At 55.8% G+C, this 26,247-nt stretch carries 28 protein-coding genes, 1 tRNA gene and 2 pseudogenes; 18 read left to right on the plus strand and 13 right to left on the minus strand.

Features of this window, described 5'->3' with window-relative positions; all coding sequences use genetic code 11:
- The first annotated feature begins 33 nt into the window (after window positions 1-33).
- Window positions 34-1,223 (plus strand): IS3 family transposase gene (locus tag CCGE525_RS21745; RefSeq protein ID WP_120702903.1). Its coding sequence is split into 2 segments (ribosomal slippage): window positions 34-283 and window positions 283-1,223, totalling 1,191 coding nucleotides; the frame shifts between segments, so codons are not numbered across the junction.
- A gap of 69 nt (window positions 1,224-1,292) precedes the next feature.
- Window positions 1,293-1,685: a hypothetical protein gene (locus CCGE525_RS21750; RefSeq protein WP_162950234.1), complete on the plus strand. Its 393-nt coding sequence runs from the start codon at window positions 1,293-1,295 to the stop codon at window positions 1,683-1,685.
- Window positions 1,686-1,705: 20 nt separating this feature from the next.
- Here the strand turns inward: CCGE525_RS21750 and CCGE525_RS39865 are convergent, their stop codons facing one another.
- The gene (locus CCGE525_RS39865; RefSeq protein WP_120706104.1) at window positions 1,706-1,909 is read right to left on the minus strand and encodes a superinfection immunity protein; all 204 of its coding nucleotides are present in this window, start codon (window positions 1,907-1,909) and stop codon (window positions 1,706-1,708) included.
- Window positions 1,899-2,414, minus strand: coding sequence for a hypothetical protein (locus CCGE525_RS21760; RefSeq protein ID WP_162950235.1), 516 nt, complete (start codon window positions 2,412-2,414; stop codon window positions 1,899-1,901). Before CCGE525_RS21760 ends, CCGE525_RS39865 begins: the two co-directional genes overlap by 11 nt.
- 229 nt (window positions 2,415-2,643) lie before the next feature.
- On the opposite strand from CCGE525_RS21760, the gene CCGE525_RS21765 reads away from it, so the two are divergent.
- The gene (locus tag CCGE525_RS21765) at window positions 2,644-2,913 is read left to right on the plus strand and encodes a helix-turn-helix domain-containing protein (RefSeq protein WP_120706106.1); all 270 of its coding nucleotides are present in this window, start codon (window positions 2,644-2,646) and stop codon (window positions 2,911-2,913) included.
- 57 nt (window positions 2,914-2,970) lie between these two features.
- Here CCGE525_RS21765 and CCGE525_RS21770 read toward each other — a convergent pair whose 3' ends face one another.
- A complete protein-coding gene (locus CCGE525_RS21770; protein ID WP_245472189.1) occupies window positions 2,971-4,365 on the minus strand; it encodes an ATP-dependent nuclease in 1,395 nt (464 codons plus the stop codon).
- A gap of 581 nt (window positions 4,366-4,946) precedes the next feature.
- On the opposite strand from CCGE525_RS21770, the gene CCGE525_RS21775 reads away from it, so the two are divergent.
- The 3 genes from CCGE525_RS21775 to istB all read left to right on the plus strand — a co-directional run bounded on the left by CCGE525_RS21775 (window position 4,947) and on the right by istB (window position 8,452).
- On the plus strand, window positions 4,947-5,561 hold the full coding sequence (locus tag CCGE525_RS21775) for a recombinase family protein (RefSeq protein ID WP_120706108.1): 615 nt from the start codon (window positions 4,947-4,949) through the stop codon (window positions 5,559-5,561).
- A gap of 611 nt (window positions 5,562-6,172) precedes the next feature.
- Window positions 6,173-7,702 carry an IS21 family transposase gene (gene istA, locus CCGE525_RS21780; RefSeq protein ID WP_120703235.1) on the plus strand — a complete coding sequence of 510 codons (1,530 nt, stop codon included), beginning with the start codon at window positions 6,173-6,175 and terminating at the stop codon, window positions 7,700-7,702.
- A 12-nt stretch (window positions 7,703-7,714) separates the two neighbouring features.
- The gene (gene istB, locus CCGE525_RS21785) at window positions 7,715-8,452 is read left to right on the plus strand and encodes an IS21-like element helper ATPase IstB (RefSeq protein WP_120702904.1); all 738 of its coding nucleotides are present in this window, start codon (window positions 7,715-7,717) and stop codon (window positions 8,450-8,452) included.
- Between the two features lie 766 nt (window positions 8,453-9,218).
- Here the strand turns inward: istB and CCGE525_RS21795 are convergent.
- The 8 genes and pseudogenes from CCGE525_RS21795 to CCGE525_RS21825 all read right to left on the minus strand — a co-directional run bounded on the left by CCGE525_RS21795 (window position 9,219) and on the right by CCGE525_RS21825 (window position 14,079).
- Window positions 9,219-9,548 (minus strand): site-specific integrase, encoded by a 330-nt coding sequence (locus CCGE525_RS21795; RefSeq protein WP_162950237.1) that lies wholly within the window; start codon window positions 9,546-9,548, stop codon window positions 9,219-9,221.
- 94 nt (window positions 9,549-9,642) lie between these two features.
- The gene (locus CCGE525_RS21800; protein ID WP_120706111.1) at window positions 9,643-10,206 is read right to left on the minus strand and encodes a UPF0149 family protein; all 564 of its coding nucleotides are present in this window, start codon (window positions 10,204-10,206) and stop codon (window positions 9,643-9,645) included.
- The gene (gene tnpC, locus CCGE525_RS21805; RefSeq protein WP_120704926.1) at window positions 10,203-11,777 is read right to left on the minus strand and encodes an IS66 family transposase; all 1,575 of its coding nucleotides are present in this window, start codon (window positions 11,775-11,777) and stop codon (window positions 10,203-10,205) included. The genes CCGE525_RS21800 and tnpC overlap by 4 nt, the downstream gene beginning before the upstream one ends.
- A gap of 48 nt (window positions 11,778-11,825) precedes the next feature.
- Entirely contained in the window at window positions 11,826-12,182 is a 357-nt protein-coding gene (tnpB, locus tag CCGE525_RS21810; RefSeq protein ID WP_120704927.1) for an IS66 family insertion sequence element accessory protein TnpB, read from the minus strand.
- The gene (gene tnpA / locus CCGE525_RS21815) at window positions 12,179-12,649 is read right to left on the minus strand and encodes an IS66-like element accessory protein TnpA (RefSeq protein ID WP_120704928.1); all 471 of its coding nucleotides are present in this window, start codon (window positions 12,647-12,649) and stop codon (window positions 12,179-12,181) included. The genes tnpB and tnpA overlap by 4 nt, the downstream gene beginning before the upstream one ends.
- A gap of 77 nt (window positions 12,650-12,726) precedes the next feature.
- Window positions 12,727-13,575 (minus strand): site-specific integrase, encoded by an 849-nt coding sequence (locus CCGE525_RS21820; protein ID WP_162950238.1) that lies wholly within the window; start codon window positions 13,573-13,575, stop codon window positions 12,727-12,729.
- Window positions 13,576-13,581: 6 nt separating this feature from the next.
- Window positions 13,582-13,740, minus strand: a pseudogene (locus CCGE525_RS39870) (DUF6538 domain-containing protein); the annotation flags it as partial.
- Between the two features lie 249 nt (window positions 13,741-13,989).
- Window positions 13,990-14,079, minus strand: a tRNA-Ser gene (locus CCGE525_RS21825).
- Between the two features lie 307 nt (window positions 14,080-14,386).
- Between CCGE525_RS21825 and rplU the strand changes: the two genes are divergently transcribed.
- From rplU to CCGE525_RS21845, 4 genes are all read left to right on the plus strand, one after another.
- Window positions 14,387-14,704 (plus strand): 50S ribosomal protein L21, encoded by a 318-nt coding sequence (rplU, locus tag CCGE525_RS21830; RefSeq protein WP_120706113.1) that lies wholly within the window; start codon window positions 14,387-14,389, stop codon window positions 14,702-14,704.
- A 32-nt stretch (window positions 14,705-14,736) separates the two neighbouring features.
- The gene (gene rpmA / locus CCGE525_RS21835) at window positions 14,737-15,006 is read left to right on the plus strand and encodes a 50S ribosomal protein L27 (protein WP_120706114.1); all 270 of its coding nucleotides are present in this window, start codon (window positions 14,737-14,739) and stop codon (window positions 15,004-15,006) included.
- A 125-nt stretch (window positions 15,007-15,131) separates the two neighbouring features.
- Window positions 15,132-15,767, plus strand: coding sequence for a GNAT family N-acetyltransferase (locus CCGE525_RS21840; protein WP_120706115.1), 636 nt, complete (start codon window positions 15,132-15,134; stop codon window positions 15,765-15,767).
- Entirely contained in the window at window positions 15,764-16,354 is a 591-nt protein-coding gene (locus CCGE525_RS21845) for a GNAT family N-acetyltransferase (RefSeq protein ID WP_120706116.1), read from the plus strand. Before CCGE525_RS21840 ends, CCGE525_RS21845 begins: the two co-directional genes overlap by 4 nt.
- Before the next feature lie 241 nt (window positions 16,355-16,595).
- Here CCGE525_RS21845 and CCGE525_RS21850 read toward each other — a convergent pair whose 3' ends face one another.
- Window positions 16,596-17,444, minus strand: a complete 849-nt coding sequence (locus tag CCGE525_RS21850) for an endonuclease/exonuclease/phosphatase family protein (protein WP_120706117.1) — start codon at window positions 17,442-17,444, stop codon at window positions 16,596-16,598.
- 178 nt (window positions 17,445-17,622) lie between these two features.
- On the opposite strand from CCGE525_RS21850, the gene obgE reads away from it, so the two are divergent.
- The 7 genes from obgE (at window position 17,623) to modC (ending at window position 25,018) form a co-directional block, all read left to right on the plus strand.
- A complete protein-coding gene (obgE, locus tag CCGE525_RS21855) occupies window positions 17,623-18,723 on the plus strand; it encodes a GTPase ObgE (RefSeq protein ID WP_120706118.1) in 1,101 nt (366 codons plus the stop codon).
- A complete protein-coding gene (gene proB, locus CCGE525_RS21860) occupies window positions 18,720-19,889 on the plus strand; it encodes a glutamate 5-kinase (protein ID WP_120706119.1) in 1,170 nt (389 codons plus the stop codon). Before obgE ends, proB begins: the two co-directional genes overlap by 4 nt.
- Window positions 19,882-21,165 (plus strand): glutamate-5-semialdehyde dehydrogenase, encoded by a 1,284-nt coding sequence (locus CCGE525_RS21865; RefSeq protein ID WP_120706550.1) that lies wholly within the window; start codon window positions 19,882-19,884, stop codon window positions 21,163-21,165. The genes proB and CCGE525_RS21865 overlap by 8 nt, the downstream gene beginning before the upstream one ends.
- A gap of 37 nt (window positions 21,166-21,202) precedes the next feature.
- The gene (locus CCGE525_RS21870; RefSeq protein ID WP_245472190.1) at window positions 21,203-21,784 is read left to right on the plus strand and encodes a nicotinate-nucleotide adenylyltransferase; all 582 of its coding nucleotides are present in this window, start codon (window positions 21,203-21,205) and stop codon (window positions 21,782-21,784) included.
- Window positions 21,785-22,361: 577 nt separating this feature from the next.
- Complete coding sequence (modA, locus tag CCGE525_RS21875; protein WP_120706121.1) at window positions 22,362-23,159, plus strand: molybdate ABC transporter substrate-binding protein; 798 nt, start codon at window positions 22,362-22,364, stop codon at window positions 23,157-23,159.
- 87 nt (window positions 23,160-23,246) lie between these two features.
- Entirely contained in the window at window positions 23,247-23,948 is a 702-nt protein-coding gene (modB, locus tag CCGE525_RS21880; protein ID WP_120706122.1) for a molybdate ABC transporter permease subunit, read from the plus strand.
- A complete protein-coding gene (gene modC, locus CCGE525_RS21885) occupies window positions 23,945-25,018 on the plus strand; it encodes a molybdenum ABC transporter ATP-binding protein (RefSeq protein WP_120706123.1) in 1,074 nt (357 codons plus the stop codon). Before modB ends, modC begins: the two co-directional genes overlap by 4 nt.
- A 6-nt stretch (window positions 25,019-25,024) precedes the next feature.
- Here modC and CCGE525_RS21890 read toward each other — a convergent pair whose 3' ends face one another.
- Window positions 25,025-25,417 (minus strand): winged helix-turn-helix domain-containing protein, encoded by a 393-nt coding sequence (locus CCGE525_RS21890; RefSeq protein WP_120706124.1) that lies wholly within the window; start codon window positions 25,415-25,417, stop codon window positions 25,025-25,027.
- Window positions 25,418-25,701: 284 nt separating this feature from the next.
- On the opposite strand from CCGE525_RS21890, the pseudogene rsfS reads away from it, so the two are divergent.
- A pseudogene (gene rsfS / locus CCGE525_RS21895) lies at window positions 25,702-26,144 on the plus strand (ribosome silencing factor).
- Window positions 26,145-26,247 lie beyond the last annotated feature (103 nt).

A 26,247-nucleotide genomic window follows, 5' to 3' on the forward strand; every position in this document is an offset into this window, starting at 1 on the left:
AAGTAAGCTCTGGCCCATTGAGAGGACCAGGGAATGAAACGCAACCGTTTTACTGACGAACAGATTATCGGCATTCTGAAGGAGCACGAGGCGGGCACGCCAGTATCGGAGCTTTGCCGCAAGCACGGCGTCAGCGATGCCAGCATCTATAAATGGAAGGCCAGATTCGGCGGGATGGAGGTGTCTGAGGCCAAGCGGCTGAAGACGCTGGAGGACGAGAACACGAAGCTGAAGCGGCTTCTGGCGGACGCGATGCTCGACAATGCCGCGTTGAAAGACCTTTTGGGAAAGAAGTGGTGACGCCCGCAGCAAAGCGGAACGCTGTCGCGCATCTGATGGATCACCATCGGATGAGTGAACGGCGGGCGTGTAAAGCCATCGGCGTTTGCCGGATGACAGTTCGTTACGAAAGCAGCCGCATCGACGACCAGGGCCTTCGCGAGCGGATGAAGGCGTTGGCGCATGAACGCCGCCGCTTCGGCTATCGACGCATTCATGTGCTGCTCAGACGCGAGGGGCACCTTGTGAACCACAAGAAGCTCTTCCGGCTCTATCGGGAGGAGAAGTTGACCGTGCGCAAGCGTGGTGGCCGCAAGCGAGCGATCGGCACACGAGCACCGATGCTGATACCAGTAACCGCCAATGAACGTTGGTCGCTGGACTTCGTGTCGGATCAACTCACCGATGGTCGCAGGTTCCGGGTTCTGACGGTCGTCGATGATTGCACCAGAGAATGCCTGGGTCTCATCGCCGATACATCGCTTTCCGGCCTGCGTGTTGCTCGTGAGCTGGACCGGATCATCGAGGGGCGTGGCAAGCCGAAGATGATCGTCAGTGATAACGGCAGCGAGTTCACAAGCAATGCGATCCTGCAATGGACGGACAAGACGAAGATAGATTGGCACTATATCGCGCCAGGCAAGCCGATCCAGAACGCCTTCATCGAAAGCTTCAATGGACGGCTGCGAGACGAGTTCCTGAACGAAACACTGTTCTCGTCACTGACCCATGCTCGTTCAGCGCTTTCAAACTGGCGCAGCGATTATAACGATAACCGCCCGCACTCTGGACTCGGCTGGAGGACACCTGCCGAGTTCGCTCAGACCATCAACCCGCGACGTGATGCGGTGCTGCGCAGCCGAAATGGCTCCGCACCGCAACCCGCCGCTACCGCCCCGAATACAGCAACCCAAAACCACTGGAGCGAACTCAAAACTGGATAAAACTTGGGGGCAAGGTCAGCGTATCTAGCTGACCGGCTGCTTGGGATAGTGTTGGATGACCCAAAAATCATGCTTGCTCTGATTGGCAAAGCCGGTCTTGTGGAGAAATTCAGTCTTTTCCAAATAGCCAAAGACCCTGATCTAGTGAAAAATACGGTCAAAGCACACCTCCAACATGTGACGTATCACGATGTCGAAAAGGTCGAAAAGCTTTATGGGGCAGCGTTTAAGTCCGGTTTATACGACGAGGACACTCGCGCATATTTTCTTGAGAAAGCTGAAATCCGCCATCATTTTGTACATCGCAATGGTCGAGACAAAGAGGGGAATTTTGTACCCATCTCCATTACCGAGGTAATCGCCTTCGGGCAAATGGTGGTTCAGTTGATCGAAGTGTGCGAAGAAAAGTATCGGAAATACAGGGAAGATCGTTATCCAAGCGGACTGATGCCTGTTGAGTAAGATGCTAATCTGCACGCAAGTCAGACGAAATTCCCACGCCCGGAATTATTGGATAAAAGGCAATAAAAAAGCAGCGCTCCCCAACCAATGATCGTAAAGCCGAATATCAGATTGAGGAAGAATATTCCGAATTTATTCGGAAGGCTTCGGCAGCACGAAACAATAAATGGCAGGAAATAGGCGGCAATTGCAACAACAACTATTCCACCGAAACTAAGAGGCATGGAGGGACTCCCTAACGTCCTTCGAAATTTCCTTAAAGAGACGGGAAATTCTTGGAGACTCTCCGTTATAGAGAGTGCCCAATAGCTCTTTTTCCATCATTACTTCAGCAGAAGTGAGATGGTTTTTGATTAGTATCTCGCTGGCCTGTGAAATCGGAAGCTTTCCAATTGTTGTTCTCCCATCCAAAATTTTCGCTGCCACGTTAAGTTCATAATAAACATTCTGGTTTGTGAACAGTATAAAATTGTCTTTCCTAGTTTTTATGAGTATTTCAGGAACCTCATCGGCAGCAAATTCGTATTTAGCCCGAGACATAATGAAACTCAACGTAGAAACGTCAATTTCTTGAGACGATCCCTTTGAAAAAATCATCGGATGGTATCGTTTTTTCTTGAAAATGAGAACAAGAATACCTCCGATGAAGCCGGTAAATACAGTTAATATAACAAATCGCATAAAACCGAAATATTTCTCCGAGAGAGTGTCGGCGTACTGGCCGGTCAATACACGTTTCTTCGTTTCAGTCGATATCAAACGTTTGGCGTGGCGAAATTCCATAATCGCAATCCATTAAGAGGCGTTTGTGGGACAGTTTTACGGGCCGTTTTGCAATTTGACTCGAAGCGGTTTTCGATTGTGTCGCCACGAACTGCCATCAAACAAATCACAACTTTTATAATAGGAGAGTGTGGGACCGTAGATTTGTCAATCTCTAATTTCGTCTCATCCTGGGATGGATGCAAAGGAAATCTTTGGCTGGAATCTGCGTAAAGCGAGAATTGCTAAGGGCCTTACACAAGAGGCTTTAGCGCTGGAAGCTGATGTTGATCGGGCCTATCTCGGGCGAATAGAGCGGGGAAAGGAGAACGTCACGATTAACGTCATCGAGATGCTCAGTAGAAAGCTCGACGCTCCGCTGGACAAGCTTTTTCAGGTTCCACCAAAAGATGAGCCAAAGCCGTTGCCCTTAAAAGCTGGGAGACGGCCAGGGAAGCGTGTCTGAAGCTTTATGGTGGTGGTCAAAGGAAGCGTGAGAAAGTCATCAAGGCGGAATTGGGTACTACTCGGCAAAATAGGACTTAAAGCTGTTTAGAAGGTCCCTGATATCAGGATGGATTTGCGACAATTCGAGTTCATCAACAACCCTCGAAGGCGTCAATGAAACTCCAAACTTGTCCTGAATGTCTTTTGCAATCAATGAAAATGCCGCTTTGCCTGGTACTTTCGCACGACGGAAGGTTTCCGTATTCCAAGCTTGAGAGAAGCGATCAGCCTCGTTCGCAGAGAGAGTTGTGACATCCTGTTTTGGATTTCTGCCAAGCTCATACTCGATATATTTCCCCACAATCCTACTGAAAACCGGATCTTTGAAACCACTGATCGTATCAGAGAAGATCTTGAGAATCTCATTCTCCCAGTCGGCTGCCAGGGTCTTTTTGGAATGCTTTTTGACTACCTTTATGATTGCTTCTGGAACGAGAAGAATATTTTCGATTTCCTTCACAGGCAGGACGTGGCAAAGGACGTCGCTATCTTTCATCATCGAGACGAAATCGGCTACGTCGGCATCGCACCGATAATCTCGGTCGAACAGCGAAGCAACTTTGACGTCGAATTCAAAAAATTGATTGAAAACCCAAGCAGACGTTGAGACTCTTGACCAGTTGGAAAACCCATCGGTCTTCATAAGGGTCACAGAGGCGTCCGAAAGATAGTCTTCACCGCTAACAAGCCGTCCCAATTTGGCAAGTAAACGATTATCATGGCCCTCGAAATAGAGTACCTTTTTGGTCCTTGCTAGGCGAGCAAATTGAGCGTTCTCCGAACTGCCGATTGCATCGTAGACTGCCGAAAAGTCACCTTCCGTTCGAATTCTTTTGGCGGAACGTGCGCCTGGACGAAGAATCAGAACATCTCCCGGATCTACTTTATTAATGATTTCAGTAGAATGCGTTGCGATGAAATATTGGCCAACTCGGCGTGAAACTACATCCAGAAGACGGTGCTGTAGGTCTGGATGAAGATATATATCCGGTTCATCTAAAACGAGGACGGACCCCTTATTCGCTTTCAGCAGATGCGTCATTGTTTGCATCCAAACTTGAAAACCGAAGCCGGCCCATTGCACTTCACGAACATGCGGCCCGTCTCTAAAATACATTCTAACGACCGGTTTCGTGTCGGTTTGTTGAGTTTCCGGGAATCGTAATTTTAAGCCGGGCCAGCCGAACTCCACCAATTCCGCAAACTCTTCGAATTCTTTTGACGTGCGATTTAGCCAGAAGTTTCGAAAGTTCCGGCTGGCAAGCCTGCTATACCTATTCCTCTCGACCGTTTCGGGGTTAACCAGTTCTTCGTTCTGTTCTAGAGGGCTCAGGGTTGGAACGACGACAATATCGAGGGGGAAATGCTTCCTGAGAAAACTGGCCTTCGTCTGAGCTCTTGCTTCGGTCACCAAGTAGCACTCTAGGTCACCGTTCGCCGGTATCTTCATTTTGAAGGCAGAGCCATTATCGGCTCGAATTACAATTCTTGCGTTTATCCCGTCCATAAAATTATGCACACAGTACCGGAGATCGGTCTGAATTGCCGTTGGAGGCACAAAGTAAGTTGCGCAGACGCCGTCTTGGTCCTGTGACCTCAGTTCACCTTTACGTCGGCTCGCAAACCTCAATGTTCGGCCCGACGAGAACGTTTCGCGTTTTGGCAGACACCGAAAAGTGTGAATAAGATTTGTAGTCAAAAAATTCTAATGCCCTTATCAACATCGTAAGCCCGTCGATCTGCTTAGTTGAGTGATTAGGTGAATAGTGCAACTATTCATTTAATGATTTGTCTAGATTATGCGACGGGTCGGCAAGTTATCTCAAAACGCACAGCCTTATGACAGAGATCGATTCGACGTTTGTCGTTGTCACTTGAGAATTGGGTATACCTTTTGCGAACCGGGTTCGTGTTGGTTCGATAACTTTGATTTGACCATCTAAAAAGAACCGGATATAAGCGAACTAGTCAAAACGAACCGGGTGGCCAGAAATGACGTTCGTGCGTGCCTATCTCCGAGCCTCGACAAAAGACCAGGATGCAAACCGGGCAAAAGACGACCTGTTTCGATTTGCCGCCGAGCGAGGATTAAAGATCGCTGCTGCGTATTCCGAAAATGAGAGTGGTGCGTCGCTAAAGAGGCCGGAGCTTTTTCGATTGCTCAATGACTGCCAGCCGGGAGACATGCTTTTGGTAGAGCAGATTGATCGTTTGAGCCGGTTGAATGCCGAAGATTGGGAACGGCTGAAATCCCAAATCCAATCGAAGAAGGTCAAGGTCGTCGCCCTTGATCTTCCAACTTCATGGATAATGGCGAACGGCAATGCAGACGATATTCAGTCTCGTATGATGGAGGCTATAAATGGGATGATGATTGATATGCTCGCTGCAATTGCACGCAAAGATTACGATGATCGCAGAAGGCGGCAATCACAAGGAATTGCGAAAGCTAAGAGCGAAGGCAAATATAGAGGGAGACCGGAAGACAAGGAGCGGAATAAAGCAATCCGCAAAATGCTCGCATCCGGTCAAAGTTGGTCAGCGATAGTTGCGGCAACCGGGTGTTCGCGTTCAACGCTTTCGCGACTTACAAAGCAAGATGGGTAATCTATTGGCACTTTGCCATGTATTTGTAAAACGGATATTTCTTCGCTGAAACAGTTGGGAAAAACTCGTCAACGCAATAGTTAGTATTGTTGTTCTTTAAGTTCGAGCTATATTTACCACAATAATCTATCGTTCTAGCAAATTCGAATTCAAAATAATCGATTTTTTTAAATGATACACTTTCAATTATTTTGCTGCCGCACTTGTTAAGCACGCCAGAATCTAGAGCGCTGCGGAAATTATCGATTGTCTTCGGATTGACCAATATAATTCCATGCAAATGGGGTATCTGTGCATCCTGTACAAATTTAGTTCTACGACTGCCCTCGACATCGTAGGAAACCCATGTCAATGGCTGCAGATGGACGTTTTTGAATGGCTTGTTTGGAATCAACGTTTTCACGAGTTCCAAATAATATTGCAAATTCCGAGGCAATCCGCCCCCTGATTCCGAAATGATGTCGCCCCCCAATTCCGAGAATTAGTCGCCCCCTTGTTCCGAGATGATGCCGCCCCCTACGGAGGGATGTGGCAAGGGTGTTCTGCCGGTGTGAAGTTCCTTCCGTCAATGATGACAAGGAAGGAACGGGATGCCTGCGGAGAGACTGGAGATGCGGCGTGTCCGCGAGATACTGAGATATCGGTCCGAGCAAGGGCTGGGCCACAAATCGATTGCGGTTCGGGTCGGAGCAGCAGCCTCGACGGTGCGCGAGACGCTGCGACGGGCGGCGGCTGCGGGGCTTTCGTGGCCGTTGGATGATGACGTGAGTGATGCCGTCCTGGAGGCGGCGCTCTACCGTGCGGCTGGGACGAAGACGGGTCATCGTCGCGCACCGGAGCCTGACTGGGTGCAAGTCCATCGCGAGCTCAAGCGCAAGCACGTGACGCTGCAAATTCTCTGGGACGAATACATAAGCCGTTATCCCGATGGTTACCGCTACAGCCGATATTGTGACCTCTATCGCGGCTGGGCGTTGAAGCTGCCGGTGACGATGCGGCAGGATCATATGGCGGGCGACAAATTGTTCGTCGACTACGCCGGCGACACGGTCACTGTTGTCGTTGATCGGCTGTCGGGCAAAACACGGCAGGCCCATTTATTTGTCGCTGTCCTGGGGGCATCCAGTCTTTCGTTCGCGCAGGCGCGCTGGACCGAGACGCTTCCGGACTGGGTCGAATGCCATGTTCAGGCGCTGGAGTTCTTCGGCGGTGCGCCGGCGTTGCTGGTTCCCGACAATGCCAAGGTGGCGATCATCAAGGCGTGCCACTTCGATCCCCAGGTCAACCGGACGTATTGCGCGATGGCAGCGCATTATGGCAGCGCCGTCCTGCCGACGAGGCCGAGACGCCCCCGCGACAAGGCGAAAGTCGAGGCTGCGGTTCGTATCGTCGAGCGTTGGCTGCTGGGCCGCCTCCGCCATCGCACCTTCTACAGTCTGGCCGAAGTCAATGCGGCGATTGCCGACTTGCTATATGATTTGAACGACAGGCGTGTCCTTCGCCGGGTTGGCGTCACGCGCCGCCAATTGTTCGAAGAGCTCGACCGGCCCGCTTTAAGGCCATTGCCCGTTGAACGCTATGTCTTTGCGGAATGGCGTATCCGGCGTGCTGGATTGGATTACCACGTCGAGATCGAGCGGCATTATTACTCCGTTCCCTATCGCTTTGCTCGCGAGCAAGTCGAGGCGCGCATCACCGCCAATACGATCGAGATATTCCACAAAGGCGAGCGAATAGCCGCTCATCGCCGCTCCAGCGGTAACGGCAAGCACACCACAATCCCCGATCACATGCCCTCGGCCCACCGCCGCTTTGCCGACTGGACGATCGAACGCATTCAACGCGAGGCCTCTTCCATCGGGCCGGAGGTTGCATTGCTGTGTGAGAAGATCCTCGCCGACAGGCCGCACCCGGAGCAGGGCTTTCGAGCCTGCATGGGAATTATCCGCCTGAACAAAAGCTTTGGCCGCGACAGAGTGAACGCTGCTTGCAGCCGTGCGCTTGAGATCGGGGCCCGGACCTACGGTTCGGTGCGCTCCATCCTCGACAATCATCTCGATCGAGCCGCCTCCACCAATGGACCACCTTCGCATGAGCCTATCCAACACGAAAACATCCGTGGACCTCGCTATTACCACTAAGGAGAACAAAGAATGCTTGCCCATCCAACACTCGACAAACTCAATTCCATGGGCCTGGCCGGCATGGCAAAGGCCTTCGGGGAGCTCGTCACCAACGGCGAAGCCGAACATCTCTCGCATGCCGAGTGGCTAGGACTGCTGCTCGAACGGGAGTGGAGTTCCCGCTACGATCGTAAGCTTGCCGCACGCCTCAGGTTTGCCAAGCTTCGCCACCAGGCCACCCCGGAAGATGTCGACTACCGCAGCGAGCGCGGCCTTGATCGCGCGCTCTTCATGAAGCTGCTCGGCGGCGACTGGATCAACGCTCATGACAATCTGGCCATTTGCGGACCCTCGGGTGTCGGAAAAAGCTGGTTAGCCTGCGCTCTCGGCCACAAGGCTTGCCGTGACGATCGTTCCGTTCTCTATCAGCGTGTCCCACGACTGTTTGCTCAGCTCGCACTTGCTCGCGGCGACGGCAGGTATGCTCGGCTGCAACGTACCCTGGGCCATGTTCAAGTCCTGATCCTCGACGACTGGGGTCTCGAACCGCTCAACGAACAGGCCCGGCACGACCTCCTCGAAATCCTGGAAGATCGCTACGGCCGCAGATCAACCATCATTACCAGCCAACTTCCGGTGTCGGCATGGCACGACGTCATAGGAAACCCGACTTATGCTGATGCCATCCTGGATCGCCTCGTTCACAACGCCCATCGCATCGAATTGAGCGGCGATAGCCTACGCCGAAACCTGCCCCGAAAAGCTTGACACCCCGCCTAAATGGACTGACAACAATCATCGCCTGCAGACCCCACTAAACAGGGGGCGAGATCATCCCGGAATCAAGGGGCGCAATCATCTCGGAACAAAGGGGCGGCTTCATCGGAATCGGCAAATATTGTTTGAAAGCCTTCATAACATATTCTTGTTTTAATATATCGCTCTTTATACTTGTATGCTTGAAGTGGGCAGTCAATAAATAAAGATTTGTCTCTAATAGATTTTTATCGATATCGTTGTGAAAAAATGTGTTATCAAATATCGATTTATCTTCGAATGTTCTCTGAACAAAATCGGGCATTGAGTTCAATTTATTTCCAATATAGTTTTTATACATATTAATCCTTTATCTTAAATACTCCTAAACAATAGTCAGGAGAACCTGACTATTTTAATTGATAAATTCTGTTTGATTATCTAAGCCACCTATCGGAAAATTTATCCGGAAAAAGCGCTGTTCTTTTGAAGATCGCAGCAGAAGTAAATGAATAACCTATACTAATTATAAGTATATTCAGAGAAATAATTCTTAAAAATTTTATTTTAAGACAAAATTAAATCGAGTTGCCAAATTACAACAGTGCGTATTTCTTAAAAAGAATCCATTTCATCAATATATCCCTTGATCGCTATTGCGATACTCTTTGCCTTAATGTAATTCTTATAGTCACCGTTATTATCGAATACAATAATAGCCTGCTTTAGTTCGCTGAAAAATTGTTCTCTATATGAATAATCTAAAAGTATATCTCGATTATGGTTTCGCATATTTTTCTTGCCTTTCTTTCAAGTGCGCTTTCCCGTTTTTGTGCGCTTCGGCAAGAGCATCATACTTATTTTTGAGGGTGTATCCCGTCCCGTAATGCATTCCGATCACATTTTGCTTGTGTCCAAGAATTGCATTGGCGAGTCTATCCTCACACCCACTATTTCGAAGGAGATCCGCAAGACGGTGCCGGAAGGAGTAGAATGTCTTCTCAGGATATTTGCTTAGGAATTTTCGCGCAGCAACGCTCACTGCTTCGCCACCGTTGTCACGACGATATCGGTCAAAGCCGTTCGGAAAACGCTTCATCCAAGTCAACGACTCTCCATACAGCGGTATCTCGCGATGACGGTGAGCGCAATGAATGGCCCACGGCTTTTGTGATTGACTAAAATAGGTTTCTGGCTCTCGGTCAGAACTTCTGCTTTGCCCGCTTCGGCATAAAATAGGTTCGGATATTGACGAGTGCTTCGGCGACGGCAGCAGCATCCTGGTGGGTCGCTTTCCGTTTTATCTCGCCGAGCTTGCGGAGTGGCGCGATGATATCCCCAGTGACGGCATGACCTCGAAGGACAGGCCGCCACAGCTTCGGCGCATACCCTGTTCCCAGCAAAAAGCAGAGGTCCCAATCAAATGGATCAAGGGTCTGATCATCGATCTGGGTGAACCTTGGCCGGTGGTCTTTCGGTCTCTCGGAAAGGCTTGCAGATATCCGATTATACTCTGCAACGATCGTCTGCACGGCCCGATGTTCGGTTGTTTCCATCGGCAGGTTTAGGGCATCCGGGCCGGTCAGTTCCGGGATCCACTTGCGTGGGTCGATGAACTTTGGGCCGATGATGAGAGCCGTGAGATAGCCATCGAGACCGCTCATTGACCAGATAGGCGATGGCGGACGACGTTTCCTGATAAAGGCTTCGAATGCGTCGTCATCGAGCTTCGGTCGCGGCGTCATCTCCTGGCTGTTCTGTGTCATGCCGCTTGTCGCTCCTGCTGTGTCATCGCTTCGCGCTCCGCCTTCCAGGCCCAAGGCAAAAGGCTCTCCATCTCGTTGGCTTTCACTTTGCCGGAGATGATGCGCTCCAACACATCGGCAAGCCAGACGTCGGGGTCCACGCCGTTAAGCTTTGCCGTGTTGACGAGCGATGCCAGAACAGCGAAGGACTTTCCACCCCGCTCGTTGCCCACGAATAATGAGTTCTTTCTCGTCAGAGCCACGGATTTCATTGAACGCTCGACGACATTGGAGTCCACCTCGATCCGGCCATCCTCCAGGAAGGCTGTCAGTCCGCTCCAGTGGTTGAGCATGTAAGTGACTGCCTTGCCAAGTGCCGATTTCGACGACACCTCGTCGCTCAGTTCGGTGAGATGGACCTTCAGTTCTCTCATGATGGGAGCTGCCTCACGACGCCTGCCGCTAAGCCGGGTATCTTCATCTTCCCCTCGTAGTTTTGCTTCGATGCGATAGATTTCGGCAATCCTGGCAAGGATCGACAAGGCCTCCGAAGAGCCGGTCAGCTTGACGACATCGACGAACTTTCGCCGGGCGTGGGCCAGGCAGAAGGCCAGCCGCATGGGGGCAACGTTGCTCTTGCCGCGTCGTTTGACCATGGTTTTATAGGCTTGGTATCCATCAACCTGAAGCACGCCGGCAAACGACGACAGTTGCCCCTCAACCTCGCGAGCGCTGCGGCTTTCGGCAAAAGTATAGGCCACCGCCGGTGGCGCCGGACCATTCCAGGGGCGGTCGTCAACTGCTTGCGCCCATAACTGGCAAAGCTTGGTTCGTTTGCGCCCCGGATCGAGGCGCGGCAACGGCGTCTCATCACAGAACATCCTCGGCTGCGAGCGGATGAAGGCGAGTAGCTCGTTATAGAGAAGTTCTAGCCACCAGGCGACCCGCATGACCCAGGCGCCGAGTGTGCCGCGATCGATGATGACGCCGCAGGAGGCCAGCATCTGGGCCTGGCGATTGAGCGGGAGATGCCAGGCAAACTTCGAAACAGCGACATGCGCGGCAAACGCCGTGGTCACCATGCCACCATCCATCACGCGCGCTGGTGCCGGCGCCTGCACAACAACGCTTTCGCAAGCCCGGCATGCGTAGCGCGGCCGGATCGTCCGTTTCACCCGGACAACCGCAGGCACGATGCCGAGCGCCTCGCTGACATCAGCGCCGATGCAATGAAGTTCGAACGAACAGCAGGGGCAAGTCTTGCTCTCCGGCTCGATGACCTCGTCATAACGCGGAAGGTGCTTGGGCAAGCGGCCGATATTGCGGGCTGGCGATCTCCGTGCCTGCGTTTTGTCGTCATCGACTGGCGCGACATCGTCATTGGCAGCAACGGGAATGTCGCTTAGATCGCCAAGATCGAGCATTGCCTGCGTCGGATCGAGCACCGTCATCTTCTCCGATTTCGTCCCGAAGAGTTGGCGCTCAAGGAAGGCCACGCGCGCTTTGAGATCGGCATTCTCTTCGTTGAGCGAGAGAATGATCCGGGTCAATTGCGCAGCATCCTGGGGCAAGGGATCGGGTCGAAGCGGCATGACAGACCCTACCATATGAGTCTGAATCTTCAAGCAAAACCAATAGGATCAGCCTGCTTTTGAGGGCCTTCTCACCGCGTTTCGTTTGACCCTCGTCCAGTCAATGCCGGCCAGCAAAAGCGAGAACTCCTGGGCACTCATCTGCATCGCGCCATCGCAGATCGGCGGCCAAACGAACTTTCCGCTTTCCAACCACTTCGTTGCCAGGATCATGCCGGATCCGTCCCAATAGATGCAGCGCAGCCGATCGAGACGCTTGGCGCGGAACACAAAAACATCGCCACAATACGGATCAGCAGCAAGCGCCGAAGCCACCAATGCCACCAGGCCATTCATCCCGCGCCGGAAGTCGACAGGTTGCGTCGCAATCATGATCTTCACGCCATTTGGCGAAACTCCGATCACCGGCGTCCTCGCAACGCCGCCACCATTGCTTGTGCCAGCTCAGGCGCTACCGAACCGATAACCGTCATGCGCGCGCCGGCAATCTCGATCTCAATCCGGCCAGCAAGAACCTCCGAGGCATTCGATGGCGAGCCTTCGTGTCGTGCGCCATCCCCAACCACTGTCACCGGCACGAATACGGCAGGCGGCAAGCTGGCCTTTGCCGACCGTTGAGAGGTTAGTCCGGCATCCCGTCGCCACACATTCAGCAAGCCGCGATTGACGCCCCAGCGCCTCGCAACAGCCGAAATGTTCACTTCAGGTTCTGCGCTCTCCGCGAGAATCCGCGCCTTCTCCTCGTCAGTCCAATTCCGCCGCTGCCGCCGACCGGTGATCATCTCGATCCGCCGATACTTTCCCTCATGCCTGGCTTCATGCATGCCTTCATCCATGACTTCAAGCATGGCATCAGCGCGATCTCCAACCATCCCGGTCCACTCCTATCAATGATAGAGCTTATCTCGCGGCCTCATTCACAAAAGAAAAGGTGGGCTGTTCGTCGCGCTCACCGATGACGCTCTCCGCCGCCTTTCACTTTCGTTCGGAATTCGTTTGGTTTGATACGAATATGAGGGATATCCGCGTCTAAAACGATGTCCGATGACGTGAGTAGGGCCAGTTCCTTGCACCCCGCTCCAGTAAACATCGACACAAACATAATGGCCTTAAGCTGGTCATTTACATTGTTGGAATGAAGCTTCTCCGTAATATCTTCGATCTCGATTTCACTGAATGGCTTCCGACGACCCTTTTCAGTGTCTTCAATCGCCTTAACTTCAAAGGGGTTGACTAGTTCCGGATAATCCGCCTGGAAAACGGCATTAATGATCTTACGAAGATGCATAATCTTCTTGTTTGCCGTAGATGCAGAGATCTTTCCGCTTTCGATATCAGAGATCAGCTTGTCCCTGAATTGATACCCCTCCTTTTTGGTGAGTTTTCGAACATCCAAATCACCGATTGCTACGACGAATTCACTGATAGCAAGCTCAATTGGCTTTTGAGCCTTTTGCCGTTCTCTAGGAGTACGCCTGAGGTCTTTGTCGCGAGTAATGACCTTATATCGGTCATAGATATCTGCGAGTCTCACACTTGAGTTTAGAGCCGCTGCTAGAACGCCAGCTCTGATCCTCGGATTGCTTGGCAAAGACCTGATTATATCAAGGTTCTTTCCCGTTAGCTCTATGAGTTCGGGCACCGACAAGGACCCGACATCATCGGGAAACGAATGGATTCCTGAGTCGGCTGCCATTTTTTGAAACTCTGTCGCGCCGATGAAATTTGGGTCTTGCGCTGCAAGCTTAAGCAGAGAATCGTATTTCTGATCCAGCTTTGAGTAATTGAGCGTGGCCAACCTGCGATCTTTTGTTCCTAACGAAATCACAAACTCTCGTTTGTTATCGAACTGATACCTCAATCGAGGAGGGATAGCCCTTCGAAAATAATAAAAACCGTCCCTAATGTGTAAATAATTTAGCTTCAAATGATTTCCTTTCAATTGATAATTAATCAATGACAAGGTTTGTAGCTAAAATTCCCTTATTTGTCAAGGTTTAATTTAGATGCGAGAAATCTATACTTAAATTATGAAATATTGTACTTACAATTCCAAAGTACAAACTTTTGTTATACAAGTATATTTCTCAGGTAGCTGGTAATGGCGAGCAGCGTTCGCTGCGGAAAACGTGCGTTTTGTAGCACAGTTTGTATCATAACACCCGGTTCCGAGCGCTAACTATCTGATTTCAATGAAGAAATGTCACAAAAATGGCGGAGAGGGTGGGATTTGAACCCACGATGCCCTTGCAGGCATGCCGCATTTCGAGTGCGGTGCATTCGACCACTCTGCCACCTCTCCGGTTATGCTGGTCGGCGCGTTTCTCAGCGCGGGCGTTCTCATAGCGAGAGAAGGATGGGATGGCAAGGGTGAATATTCAAGGTTTTCATCCTTTTGCCTTGACAGATCACAGGCCCTTATATATCCCGTGCGACGCAATAGGTGTGGACAAGTCCGCGCCTTGCCCGCCCAGCTTTGTGCAGGGCTTCACCGGCAGATCTTTTTGAAGGCCCAAGCCTTTGAAATCCCTGCTAAATTTAGACTGATAAAAAGACGGCCGCTTGTCCTTCTGGGCGAGAGAGCCGGAACGAACATGAAAGGATAAAAAATGTTCGCAGTCATCAAGACCGGCGGTAAGCAGTACCGTGTGGCAGCCGACGACGTGCTGACCATCGAGAAGCTGGAAGCCACCGCCGGCGACACCGTAGAATTCACCGAAGTCCTCGTTATCGGCGAAGGCGCCGACGCTGCGATTGGTGCTCCCTTCGTCAAGGGCGCTTCCGTCAAGGCCGAAGTGGTCGAGCACAACCGCGGCAAGAAGGTCATCGCCTTCAAGAAGCGCCGTCGTCAGAACTCGAAGCGTTCGCGCGGCCATCGCCAGCATCACACGGTCGTCCGCATCACGGACATCGTGGCTGCCAAGTAAGTAACGGGATCAAGGTTTAAAGGAGAACTCCAATGGCACACAAAAAAGCTGGCGGTTCCTCGCGTAACGGTCGCGATTCCGAATCCAAGCGCCTTGGCGTGAAGAAGTTCGGCGGCGAAACCGTCGCAGCAGGCAACATCATCGTGCGTCAGCGCGGTACGCAGTGGCATCCGGGCGCCAATGTCGGCCTCGGCAAAGATCATACCATTTTTGCGCTTACGGCCGGCAATGTGGACTACCGTACGAAGGCCAATGGCCGCGTGTACGTGTCTGTAATGCCGAAAGCGGAAGCAGCGGAATAAGCCGGTAGCGCTCAAAAACAGCCGGCGTCTCATCGACCCGGCTGATCGCAACAGGTTCAGTCAGAAAAGGGGAGATGGGGCGCCATCTCCCCTTTTTTCTTTATCCCAACCAGGAGGACTGAACCATGCAAGGCGAATTGTTAAGGGAAGGCCAATCGAGGTCTCCCGAAGAACGGCTGAGGCCGGAGCGGTTAAGGACCGATTGCCCTGTCTTGTTGTCGGAAAGGCTCGTTCTGCGCGCGCCCCACGAAGAAGACATCGACGCCCTTGCCCATCTCGCCAACAACGCCAACGTCGCCACAATGGTATCGCGTATGCCGCACCCGTATACGACCGCCGATGCCGCCGATTTCGTGCGACGCACGAAGCTTGGCGAGATTGGCAAGTGCGTCTATGCGATCACCAAAGCCGACAACGGCGCCTTTCTCGGTTGCTGCGGCGTCGAGCCGACGGCCGACCCGCAGACCGTCGAGATCGGCTATTGGCTGGGCGAGCCTTATTGGAACCAGGGCTATATGACGGAAGCCGCCCATGCCCTGATCGACATGGTCTTCCGTACGCGCGAGAACGTCGCCCAGATCGATGCCCGTTGCCGGGTGATGAACGTTGCCTCGAGGAGGGTCGTGCAGAAGTGCGGCTTCCAGTTCCAGGGATCCGGCCTTGCCGCGTCGCTGGCGCTCGGCAGCACGGTATCGGTCGAATGGTACCGGCTGGACCGCAAGACCTGGATATCCTTGAGAAGCTGGGGAGGTCTGAGATGAACGCCGCCATCCTGCACCGCCGCGACGTCAGGACCCTGGCGCCCGGACCGACGCCGGTCATCCGGACCAAACGGCTGACGCTGCGCCCGCACCGGCTCGGCGATGCCGACGCGATGACGGAATCCCTGTCGGATTTCGCCGTCACCCGCATGCTGGCCCGCGTGCCGGTGCCCTACGACCGTCAGGATGCGTTGGACTGGCTGGTCCCGCGCACCTGCGGCGATCTGGACAGTGACTGGATGCTGGCCATCACCGAGCGGGACGATGTCCATATCGGCTGCGTCGGCATCGACCTCAGGCATGGCCGCTGGCATCTCGGCTACTGGCTGAACCGCTACTACTGGCGGCGCGGCATCATGACCGAGGCGGTCACGGCCGCGCTCGAGCGCTTCGCCCGCCGCATGCCCGAGGTCGCCGTGTTCTCCGGCGTCTTCGCCGACAATCCGGCGTCGTTGAAGCTGCAGCAGAAGCTCGGCTTCGACATCATCGGCTGCGCGGAGGTCTACAGCTTCGCCCGCAACACCATGGTTCCGCATATCGAAACCGTGCTGAAGCCGGGCGCGCTGCGGCTCTCGCAGGCGGCGTGAAATAGAGGATGAGGCTGGTCAGGCGTGCCCGTATCAAGATGCGATGTGCCCGGCCCCTCACCCTAACCCTCTCCCCGCAAGGCGGGGAGAGGGGACCAACTTAGCGGTTGCCGCTCTTTCGCGGCCAGTTGCGAAGCGACTGATTTAACACGGAAATTCCCTCTCCCCGTACAAACGGGGAGAGGGCTAGGGTGAGGGGCCAGGCACAGACGCGCGGCAACGGCGGACACGCCTGCTACCATCAATCGATCTCGACCCATACCGGAAAATGATCGGAACCTTCCGCGTCGATATCGACATGGGCCGACCGCAGACGATCACTCAACCCGCAACTGATGAAGCAGTAATCGAGATGCATGCGCTTGTTACGATCCTTCGGATCCATCCAGCTATAGGCTCCGGGCTTCAGCCAGCCGGCGGCATCGAGCGCGTCGACCGGCATGTCGAAACGCGGCATGCGCCCGTAGAAGGCATCCCTCAGGCCGGCAAGCGCGCAATATTCCGGCGATTCCGGCCCCATGTTGAAATCGCCCATCAGGACAAAATCCTCCGGCAGCGGCGGATCGCTGTAGCCGATCTCCAGGCCGCCCGTCAGCGAGCCGCCGTCGCGCGCAAAGTTGACCGCATGGTCCTTGAGATAGTGAATCTGGCGGATACGCTCGTCCGGAGAGACGTGATCGAGATGCACGGAATAGACCCGGAAAGCCCTGCCGGGCGCATCGATCACCGCTTCCACGGCAACCCGCTGCAGATTGAGTTTGGAAAGCGTGCGGCTGCGCGGCAGAGGCACCGTCCGTGTCGCACGGATCGGCCAGCGCGACAGCACCATATTGCCGAACTGAAACCGGGGATCTCGTGGGCCGGCGCCTGGCGGCAGCACGTCCAGCCCAGCCCCGTAGATGGAATAATAATTCGGCAGCAGGGCTTGGATCGCGGCGACCATGTCGACATGGCCGTTGCTCGCGAAACCGCAGGTTACTTCCTGCAGGGCAACAACATCGGCGCCCGCAAGGTTTGCGACGATGCGTTCGAGATCATATCTGCCGTCGAGGCCGAAGCCGTACTGGATGTTATAGCTCACCAACTTCACGATAATCTTTGACCTCCGGCTGAACGGCCTATATCGAAGGCGACATGACGGGCAAATGACCGCGCCTGTCCTGGTGGACAAGCAGAGGACGCGGTAACAATTGAAAAGAGCGCATAGGCTTTCCTAAGTCCCATTCGATCCAAGGGGCCATGCGCCAATACCGAGTGACGGAAGTAAAATGAAATTTCTCGACGAAGCAAAGGTCTATATTCGGTCTGGTGATGGCGGCGCGGGCAGCGTTTCCTTCCGGCGTGAGAAATTCATCGAGTTCGGCGGTCCGGATGGCGGCGATGGCGGCCGTGGCGGCGATGTCTGGGTCGAGGCTGTCAACGGGCTGAATACGCTGATCGATTTCCGCTACCAGCAGCATTTCAAGGCCAAGATCGGCATGCATGGCATGGGCAAGAACCGCGCCGGCGCCAAAGGCGACGACGTAACGCTGAAGGTTCCGGTCGGCACGCAGATTTTCGAAGAAGACGAGGAAACCCTGATCTGCGACCTGACGCAGGAAGGCCAGCGCTTTCGTCTGGCCGCCGGCGGCAATGGCGGCTTCGGCAACGCCTATTTCAAATCCTCGGTCAATCAGGCGCCCGACTGGGCCAATCCCGGCCTGCCGGGCGAAGAAAAGACCATCTGGCTGCGGCTGAAGCTGATCGCCGATGCCGGTCTCGTCGGCCTGCCGAATGCCGGCAAGTCGACCTTCCTTGCCGCCGTCAGCCGCGCTCGGCCAAAGATAGCCAACTATCCATTCACGACGCTGCACCCCAATCTCGGCGTCGCCACCATCGACGGCCAGGAGTTCATTCTGGCCGATATTCCCGGCCTGATCGAAGGCGCACACGAAGGTGTGGGCATCGGCGACCGTTTCCTCGGCCATGTCGAGCGCACCCGTGTGCTGCTGCATCTCGTTTCCGCGCAGGAAGAGAAGGTCGGCAAGGCCTATAAGACGGTGAAGCACGAGCTGGAAGCCTATGGCAACGACATCACCGACAAGCCGGAGATCGTCGCGCTGTCGCAGATCGATGTGCTGGATGACGAGACGCTGAAGAAGAAGACGCGCGAGCTGGCGCGGGCCTGCGGCAAGACGCCGTTCCGCATTTCCGCCGTCACCGGCAGCGGCATGACCGAGGTGCTGCGCGCTTTGCGCGACGTGATTGTCGAGGCGAACGCTGGCACCGAGGAAGAAAAGCCGGCGAAAGCACCGAAGCTGCGCCACCGCGACATGCTGGTCTCGGATGACGAAGGCGAAGGTGAGGACCACGAGGACCATCAGGGATGACTGCCCGCAAGCCGCTCGACCGCTATCGCCGCATCGTCATCAAGATCGGCTCAGCCCTTCTCGTCGACCGTAAGACTGGGCTGAAAAAGGCTTGGCTCGACGGCATGTGCGCCGATATTGCCGGGCTGAAGGCCAAGGGCGTCGATGTCCTGGTCGTTTCCTCCGGCGCTATTGCGCTGGGACGTTCAGTGCTCGACCTGCCCTCCGGTGCGCTGAAGCTTGAGGAAAGCCAGGCGGCAGCAGCCGTCGGCCAGATTTCGCTGGCGCGCGCCTGGTCGGAAAGCCTGTCGCACGACGATATCGTCGCCGGTCAGATCCTGCTGACGCTTGGCGACACCGAAGAGCGCCGCCGCTATCTCAACGCGCGCGCCACCATCAATCAGCTCCTGAAGATCGGCGCTGTGCCGATCATCAATGAAAACGACACGGTCGCCACCAGCGAAATCCGCTATGGCGACAATGACCGGCTGGCCGCCCGCGTCGCCACCATGACCGGAGCCGACCTGCTGATCCTGCTGTCTGACATCGACGGGCTCTACACCGCTCCGCCGCATCTCGACCCCGAAGCGAAATTCCTGGAAACGATCGCTGAGATCACGCCGGAAATTGAGGCGATGGCTGGTGGCGCGGCTTCGGAACTGTCGCGTGGCGGCATGCGCACCAAGATCGATGCCGGCAAGATCGCCACGGGTGCCGGCTGCGCCATGATCATCGCCTCGGGCAAGACGGATCGGCCGTTGAATGCCATCGCAAACGGCGCACGCTCCTCTTGGTTCGCACCTTCGGGCACGCCCGTCACCGCCCGCAAGACGTGGATTGCCGGACAGTTGCAGCCGGCCGGCCAGCTGCATGTCGACGAGGGTGCCGTGACCGCACTCGGCGCCGGCAAGAGCCTGTTGCCTGCCGGCGTGCGCAATATTGTCGGCCATTTCGGCCGCGGCGACACCGTTGCCGTCATCGGCCCGTCGGGCCGGGAAATCGCCCGTGGCCTTGCCGGCTACGACGCCGAGGAGGCTCGCCAGATTACCGGCCGCAAGTCGGCGGAGATCGAGGCAATCCTCGGCTATCCCGGCCGCGCCGCCATGGTGCACCGCGACGACCTCGTCATGACCGCGACCGTCAAGACGAAGGCTGAAAAACTGAAGAAGGATGAAGCTCATGCTTGATACCGTCGCGCAAAGCCCCGACATCGACACCTTGATGAACGATATCGGCCGCAAGGCCAGGGCTGCGTCGCGACCACTGGCATTCGCGTCGACCGGAAGCAAAAACAAGGCACTGAACGCCATGGCGGATGCCATTCTTGCCCGCAAGGACCGTATCCTTGCCGAGAATGCCAAGGACCTGAAAGATGTCGAGGGCACGGATATTCTTGCCTCCTTCGTCGATCGCCTGACGCTCAACGACAAACGCGTCACTGAGATGGCCGAGGGCATTCGCGCCATTGCGGCGTTGCCGGATCCGGTGGGCGAGGTCATTGCTGCCTGGGACCGGCCGAACGGCCTGAAGATCGAGCGCGTGCGCACGCCGCTCGGCGTCATCGGCGTCATCTTCGAAAGCCGGCCGAACGTCACCGCCGATGCCGGCGCGCTGTGCCTGAAGGCCGGCAATGCCGTCATTCTGCGCTGCGGCAGCGATTCGCGCCGCTCGTCTCAGGCAATCCATGAATGCCTGGTCGAAGGGCTGAAGGTCGCTGGCCTGCCGGAATATGCGATCCAGCTCGTCCCTGTCAGCGACCGCGCCGCCGTTGGTGCGATGCTGCGGGGGCTGGAGGGTACGATCGACGTCATCGTGCCGCGCGGCGGCAAAAGCCTGGTCGCGCGCGTACAGAGCGAAGCGCGTGTACCGGTCTTCGCTCACCTTGAAGGCCTATGCCACGTCTATATCGACGGCTCGGCAGATCTGGAGATGGCAAAGACGATCATCGTCAACGCCAAGATGCGCCGTACGGGCGTATGCGGCTCGGCCGAGACGCTGCTGGTCGATGCCAAGGCCGCGCCGACGCATCTGAAACCGCTGCTCGACGCGCTCTCCGACGCCGGCTGTGAAATCCGCGGCTCCGCCGAGGTGCTGGGCCACGTGCCGGGATTGAAAGCCGCGACGGAAGAGGATTGGTCGACCGAATATCTCGCCGCCATCATCTCCGTCGCCATTGTCGACGGCATTTCGGGCGCGATCGCCCATATCGGCAAATATTCGTCCAATCATACCGAAGCCGTGATTGCCGAGGACCCCGCCGTGGTCGAGCGCTTCTTCACCGAAATCGATTCGGCGATCCTGCTGCACAACGCCTCGACGCAATTTGCCGACGGCGGCGAGTTCGGCATGGGCGCGGAAATCGGGATCGCCACGGGCAAGATGCATGCGCGCGGCCCGGTTGGCGTCGAGCAGCTTACCTCTTTCAAATATCGCGTGCGCGGCACCGGACAGATACGGCCCTGACGTGCACAAAGAAGAGATCGATTACCGCTATCTGCGCATGCCGCATGCCGAACGCGGCATGGTGGTCGGTCTTTTCGGCGGCTCCTTCAATCCGCCGCATCGCGGCCATGCGCTGGTGGCCGAGATCGCCATTCGCCGGCTTGGCCTCGATCAACTCTGGTGGATGGTGACACCGGGCAATCCGCTGAAGAACAACAATCATCTAGCGCCGCTCGCCGAGCGCATCGCACTCAGCGAGCAGATTCTCCACAATCCGCGTATCAAGGTGACGGCATTCGAGCAGGCGCTCGGCATGAGTTACACGGCCGATACGCTCGCCTGCGTTAAGGCGCGCAACAGCCAGGTTCATTTCATCTGGATTATGGGTGCCGACAGCCTCAACACGTTTCACCGCTGGCAGAAATGGCAGGAGATTGCCCGCACCTTTCCGATCGCCGTCATCGACCGGCCTGGATCGACGCTGTCCTATCTTTCTGCAAAGATGGCCAAGACATTTCACTATGCACGCGTCGACGAAGACGACGCACGGGTGTTGTGGAAAAAACCCGCACCTGCCTGGACCTTCATCCACGGCCGGCGCTCGACATTGAGCTCGACCGCACTGCGCGCCGCGCAATAACCGCATCTGCGCGATATAGAGTCTGATTTTCAGGAAAATCCCCCAAAAATGAAAAGCCCGACGGGGGAGGAGATCCGTCGGGCCTTCAAACCTGGTCGGCAATTGGGAGGAGGAGGGTTGCCGACCCTTATCGAAAGGCGTTGGGAGGAGGAGATCGCCGTTTCGATGTTTATGTTTTAGCAGATTTGACCGAATGGTAAAACGCTGATTGCGCATTGCAGCAATGCATTTTGATCATAACTGCGAAAACACTTTGCCCAAAAAACGCTTCTTTTACATTACCTAAGCGCGCTATAGCCTCCTTTCAAGACCGCCTGCCGTGAAGAGATTTGCGAAAACGCACGATTCGTAACGTTAAGTCTCATACCGTGAGCGTTCGCTATCCTCCTGGGCGAATCCAGCCATGCATTTCTGCAATGACAAAATGCTCTAATATGCGCCCCGAAGGCAAAACTCCATCATATTCGTAGGGTTACGCTTTCCGGCGACGCTATATTTTCGAAATATATCCCTCTAGCCAAGCTTCGTCAGCCGTTATATCTGTCCAAATATGTCGATACTTTCCGGGAGAAATATGATGGCCACGCGCCGCCACCAATGGATCAAGCTTGCAACTGCCGCCCTTTCCGTCGCTTGGCTCGGCATGTCGGTCATTCCTGCGCCGGCCTTCGCCGCTGACAAGATCACCGTCTTTGCTGCCGCGAGCATGAAAAACGCGCTGGATAACATCGACGCCGCCTTCACCAAGGAAACCGGCAAACAGGTTACCGTCTCCTATGCGGCAAGCGGCCCACTCGCCAAGCAGCTCGAAAACGGCGCACCGGCCGACGTCTTCATCTCCGCCGATACCGACTGGATGGACTATGTCGCCAAGAAAAAGCTGATCAAGGACGACAGCCGCGTCAACCTGCTCGGCAACCAAATCGTTCTCGTCGCCGCCAAGGAAAAGGCCAAGCCCGTCGAGGTCAAGCAGGGTATGGATCTTGCCGGCCTTCTCGGCGACGGACGCCTGGCGATCGGCCAGCCGGAATCAGTGCCGGCGGGCAAATACGGCAAGGCAGCGCTCGAAAAGCTTGGCGTCTGGCCTTCCGTCGAGAAGAAGGTCGCCGGCGCTGAAAGCGTACGTGCCGCGCTCGCGCTGGTTTCACGTGGCGAAGCACCCTACGGCATCGTCTATCAGACCGACGTCTCCGCCGATCCAGGCGTCGCCGTCGTCGGCACCTTTCCGGAAGACAGCCATCCGCCGATCATCTATCCGATCGCGATCACTGTCAGCAGCACCAACCCGGACACGCGGGCCTATTTCGACTATCTGAAATCGGCTAAGGCTGTTCCGTTCTTCGAGCATGAAGGCTTCACGGTTCTGAAGCAGTGAGCAGCATCGCTCAACCGTAGGCATTCTGTTTGTTTCGACAGGCTCGCCGGACCTCGGCGGGCCTGACATTTCTTTGTGAGGCCGGACTTGGACGCATTGGGTTTGAGCAGCGACGAATGGACGGCGATCGAGCTGAGCCTGCGCGTCTCGACCGTTGCGATGCTGGTGAGCCTGCCCTTCGGCATTGCCGCAGCAATGTTGCTTGCGCGCGGTAAATTCTGGGGCAAGTCGATCTTCAACGGCATCATCCATCTGCCGCTGATTCTACCGCCCGTCGTCACCGGCTTTATCCTCCTGATCCTCTTCGGCCGCAAAGGCCCGATCGGTGCCTTGCTCGACCAATATCTCGGTATCGTCTTCTCCTTCCGCTGGACCGGCGCCGCACTTGCCTGCGGTATCATGGGCTTTCCGCTGATGGTCAGAAGCATCCGCCTGTCGATCGAAGCCGTCGATCGCAAGCTCGAGGAGGCCGCCGGAACGCTTGGAGCAAACCCGCTCTGGATATTCCTCACCGTGACCTTGCCGTTGATCCTGCCCGGCATCATTGCCGGCATGATCCTGTCCTTCGCCAAGGCCATGGGCGAGTTCGGCGCCACCATCACCTTCGTCTCCAACATTCCCGGCGAAACGCAGACACTATCGTCGGCGATCTACACCTTCACGCAGGTGCCCGGTGGTGATGCCGGTGCGCTGCGGCTGACGATCGTCGCTATCGTCATTTCCATGGCGGCATTGCTTGCCTCGGAATTCCTCGCCTATCTCGCCGGCAAGAGGGTGCATTGGGAATGACGCTCAGTGTCGATATCCGCCACCGATTAGGCGCCTTCTCGCTCGACACTGCCTTCACAACCGACGGCGGTGTCACCGCCCTGTTCGGCCGCTCCGGCTCCGGCAAGACCTCGATCATCCGCATCATCGCCGGCCTTACCAAACCGGACCATGGCCGCGTCACTCTTGACGGCGCAGTGCTCGCCGACGCCGACGCCCGCGTCTTCGTTCCGCGCCACCGCCGCCGTTTCGGTTATGTCTTCCAGGAGGCGCGGCTGTTTCCGCATCTCTCGGTGCGGCAAAACCTGAATTACGGTCGCTGGTTCGCCCCGAAAAGCGAGCGCGGCGAGAGCTTCGACGGCGTCGTTGATCTGCTGGGCATCGCAGCACTTCTCGATCGAAGACCGGCAAAACTCTCCGGCGGCGAGAAACAGCGTGTCGCCATCGGCCGCGCCCTGCTGTCTTCACCGCGGCTGCTGCTGATGGATGAACCGCTGGCAGCACTCGACGAGGCCCGCAAAGCCGAGATCCTGCCCTATCTCGAACGGCTCCGTGACGAGACGAAGGTGCCGATCATCTATGTCAGTCACTCGATCGCCGAAGTGGCACGGCTGGCCAACCGCGTCGTCGTCCTGCGCGACGGCAAGGTGGAGGCAATGGGGCCGGCGGTAGAAATCTTTAGCCAGCTTTCCGGCCCGCAGGCGACCGACCGTCGCGAAGCCGGTGTTCTGCTCGAGGGTCGGGTGGAGCATATCGACCGCCAGCACCGTTTGACTATCGTGGCGCTGAAAGCGGCAAAGCTTTTCGTGCCCGGCGAAGCGGCTGGCGTTGGCAAGGCCGTCCGCGTCCACATTCCCGCCCGCGACGTCATGCTGGCAACGGCGCGCCCCGAAGGCCTGAGCGCCCTCAACATCCTCGAAGGCCGGGTGATCGCGATCGGCACGGCGGCCGACGGCACCGTTGAAGTGAAGATCGATTGCGGTGGTGACAAGGTGCTTGCCCGCATCACGCAATTTTCCACCGAGCGGCTGGGTCTGCGGATCGGACTGCCCGTTCATGCGGTCATCAAGACCGTAGCGCTCGAATCCTAAGAAAGATCAGGAGTCCGCCCGCGGCTCTGCAGCGGCATCACTTGGGTTGCGATTGGCCTCCAGCCATTCGAGATCGCCAGCGATGGCCGCCCGCACTGAGCTTTCCATGCCGCGGAACCGCCGCAACAATTCCTCGCCGAATGGCGTCAGCGCAGCACCGCCGCCCTTCTGTCCGCCACGCTGCGATTCGACGACAGGCTCCTGGAACATATGGTTGAGTTCGCTGATGAGCAGCCAGGCACGGCGATAGGACATATCCATGGCGCGCCCGGCAGCTGAGATCGAGCCGGTTTCGCGAATATGTTCAAGGAGTTCCATCTTGCCGCGCCCAAGCCGGTCCTGCCCCGAAAAACTGATGCGGAGGATAGGTTTCAGGGATTGTTGCGGAGCTTTGGTCATGGTGTCGGAGCGTTTCGATCTCATCTTGTGTATACGCGCCCTTCGCTCGCCTGTACATGGGATGCCCGCGAAGGGAGATGGCGGCCGCGGCACTCTGCCTTACCTTACGTTACCTGCCGCTTCCGCTGCAACTTTCGCGAACGATTGCCCATATCTGGTGCGAAAGAGGGGGAATTTAATACAAAACCTTGTCTCTACGTCGAATAGGTGACGACCAGCGTCTTGAAACCTTAATGCTTTGGTGCCTATCTTTGTAGCGTGATCGACTCAGATCACCTATGTGCATGTTCTGTTACTCAAGGAAGGAAGAGCACTGACAACAGTACACGCCAAGGGAAGAACGCCTGTCGTTATCCCGAAGAGCCCGGAACGTGGCGCCGATGCCGCTGCCCGAGCCCTGCACGCTGTCCTCGCAAGCCTCGAGGACTCCAAGGCCGAAAATATCGTCACCATCAACATTGCTGGCAAATCCGCGCTTGGGGACTACATGGTCGTCGTCTCCGGACGCTCGAACCGGCATGTCCTGGCGATTGCCGATCATCTGATCACCGACCTCAAGGACGAAGGCCTGGGCAGCGCCCGCGTCGAAGGCCTGGAAGGCGGCGATTGGGTGTTGATCGACACCGGTGACATCATCATTCACGTGTTCCGTCCGGAGATCCGCGAGTTCTACAACATCGAAAAGATGTGGGCTGCTCCTGATCTCGACGAAGGCACGCTGCACTAACCTGTTCCGGGCATTATTCCCGGTCCCGGTTGGCAGTATCGAATCTCCGGACATGTTTGTCCGGCAACGATCTATATCTGTGCCGCCATGATGGCGGATATGC

Origin of the sequence: Rhizobium jaguaris, assembly GCF_003627755.1 — a bacterium.
GTDB lineage: Bacteria > Pseudomonadota > Alphaproteobacteria > Rhizobiales > Rhizobiaceae > Rhizobium > Rhizobium jaguaris.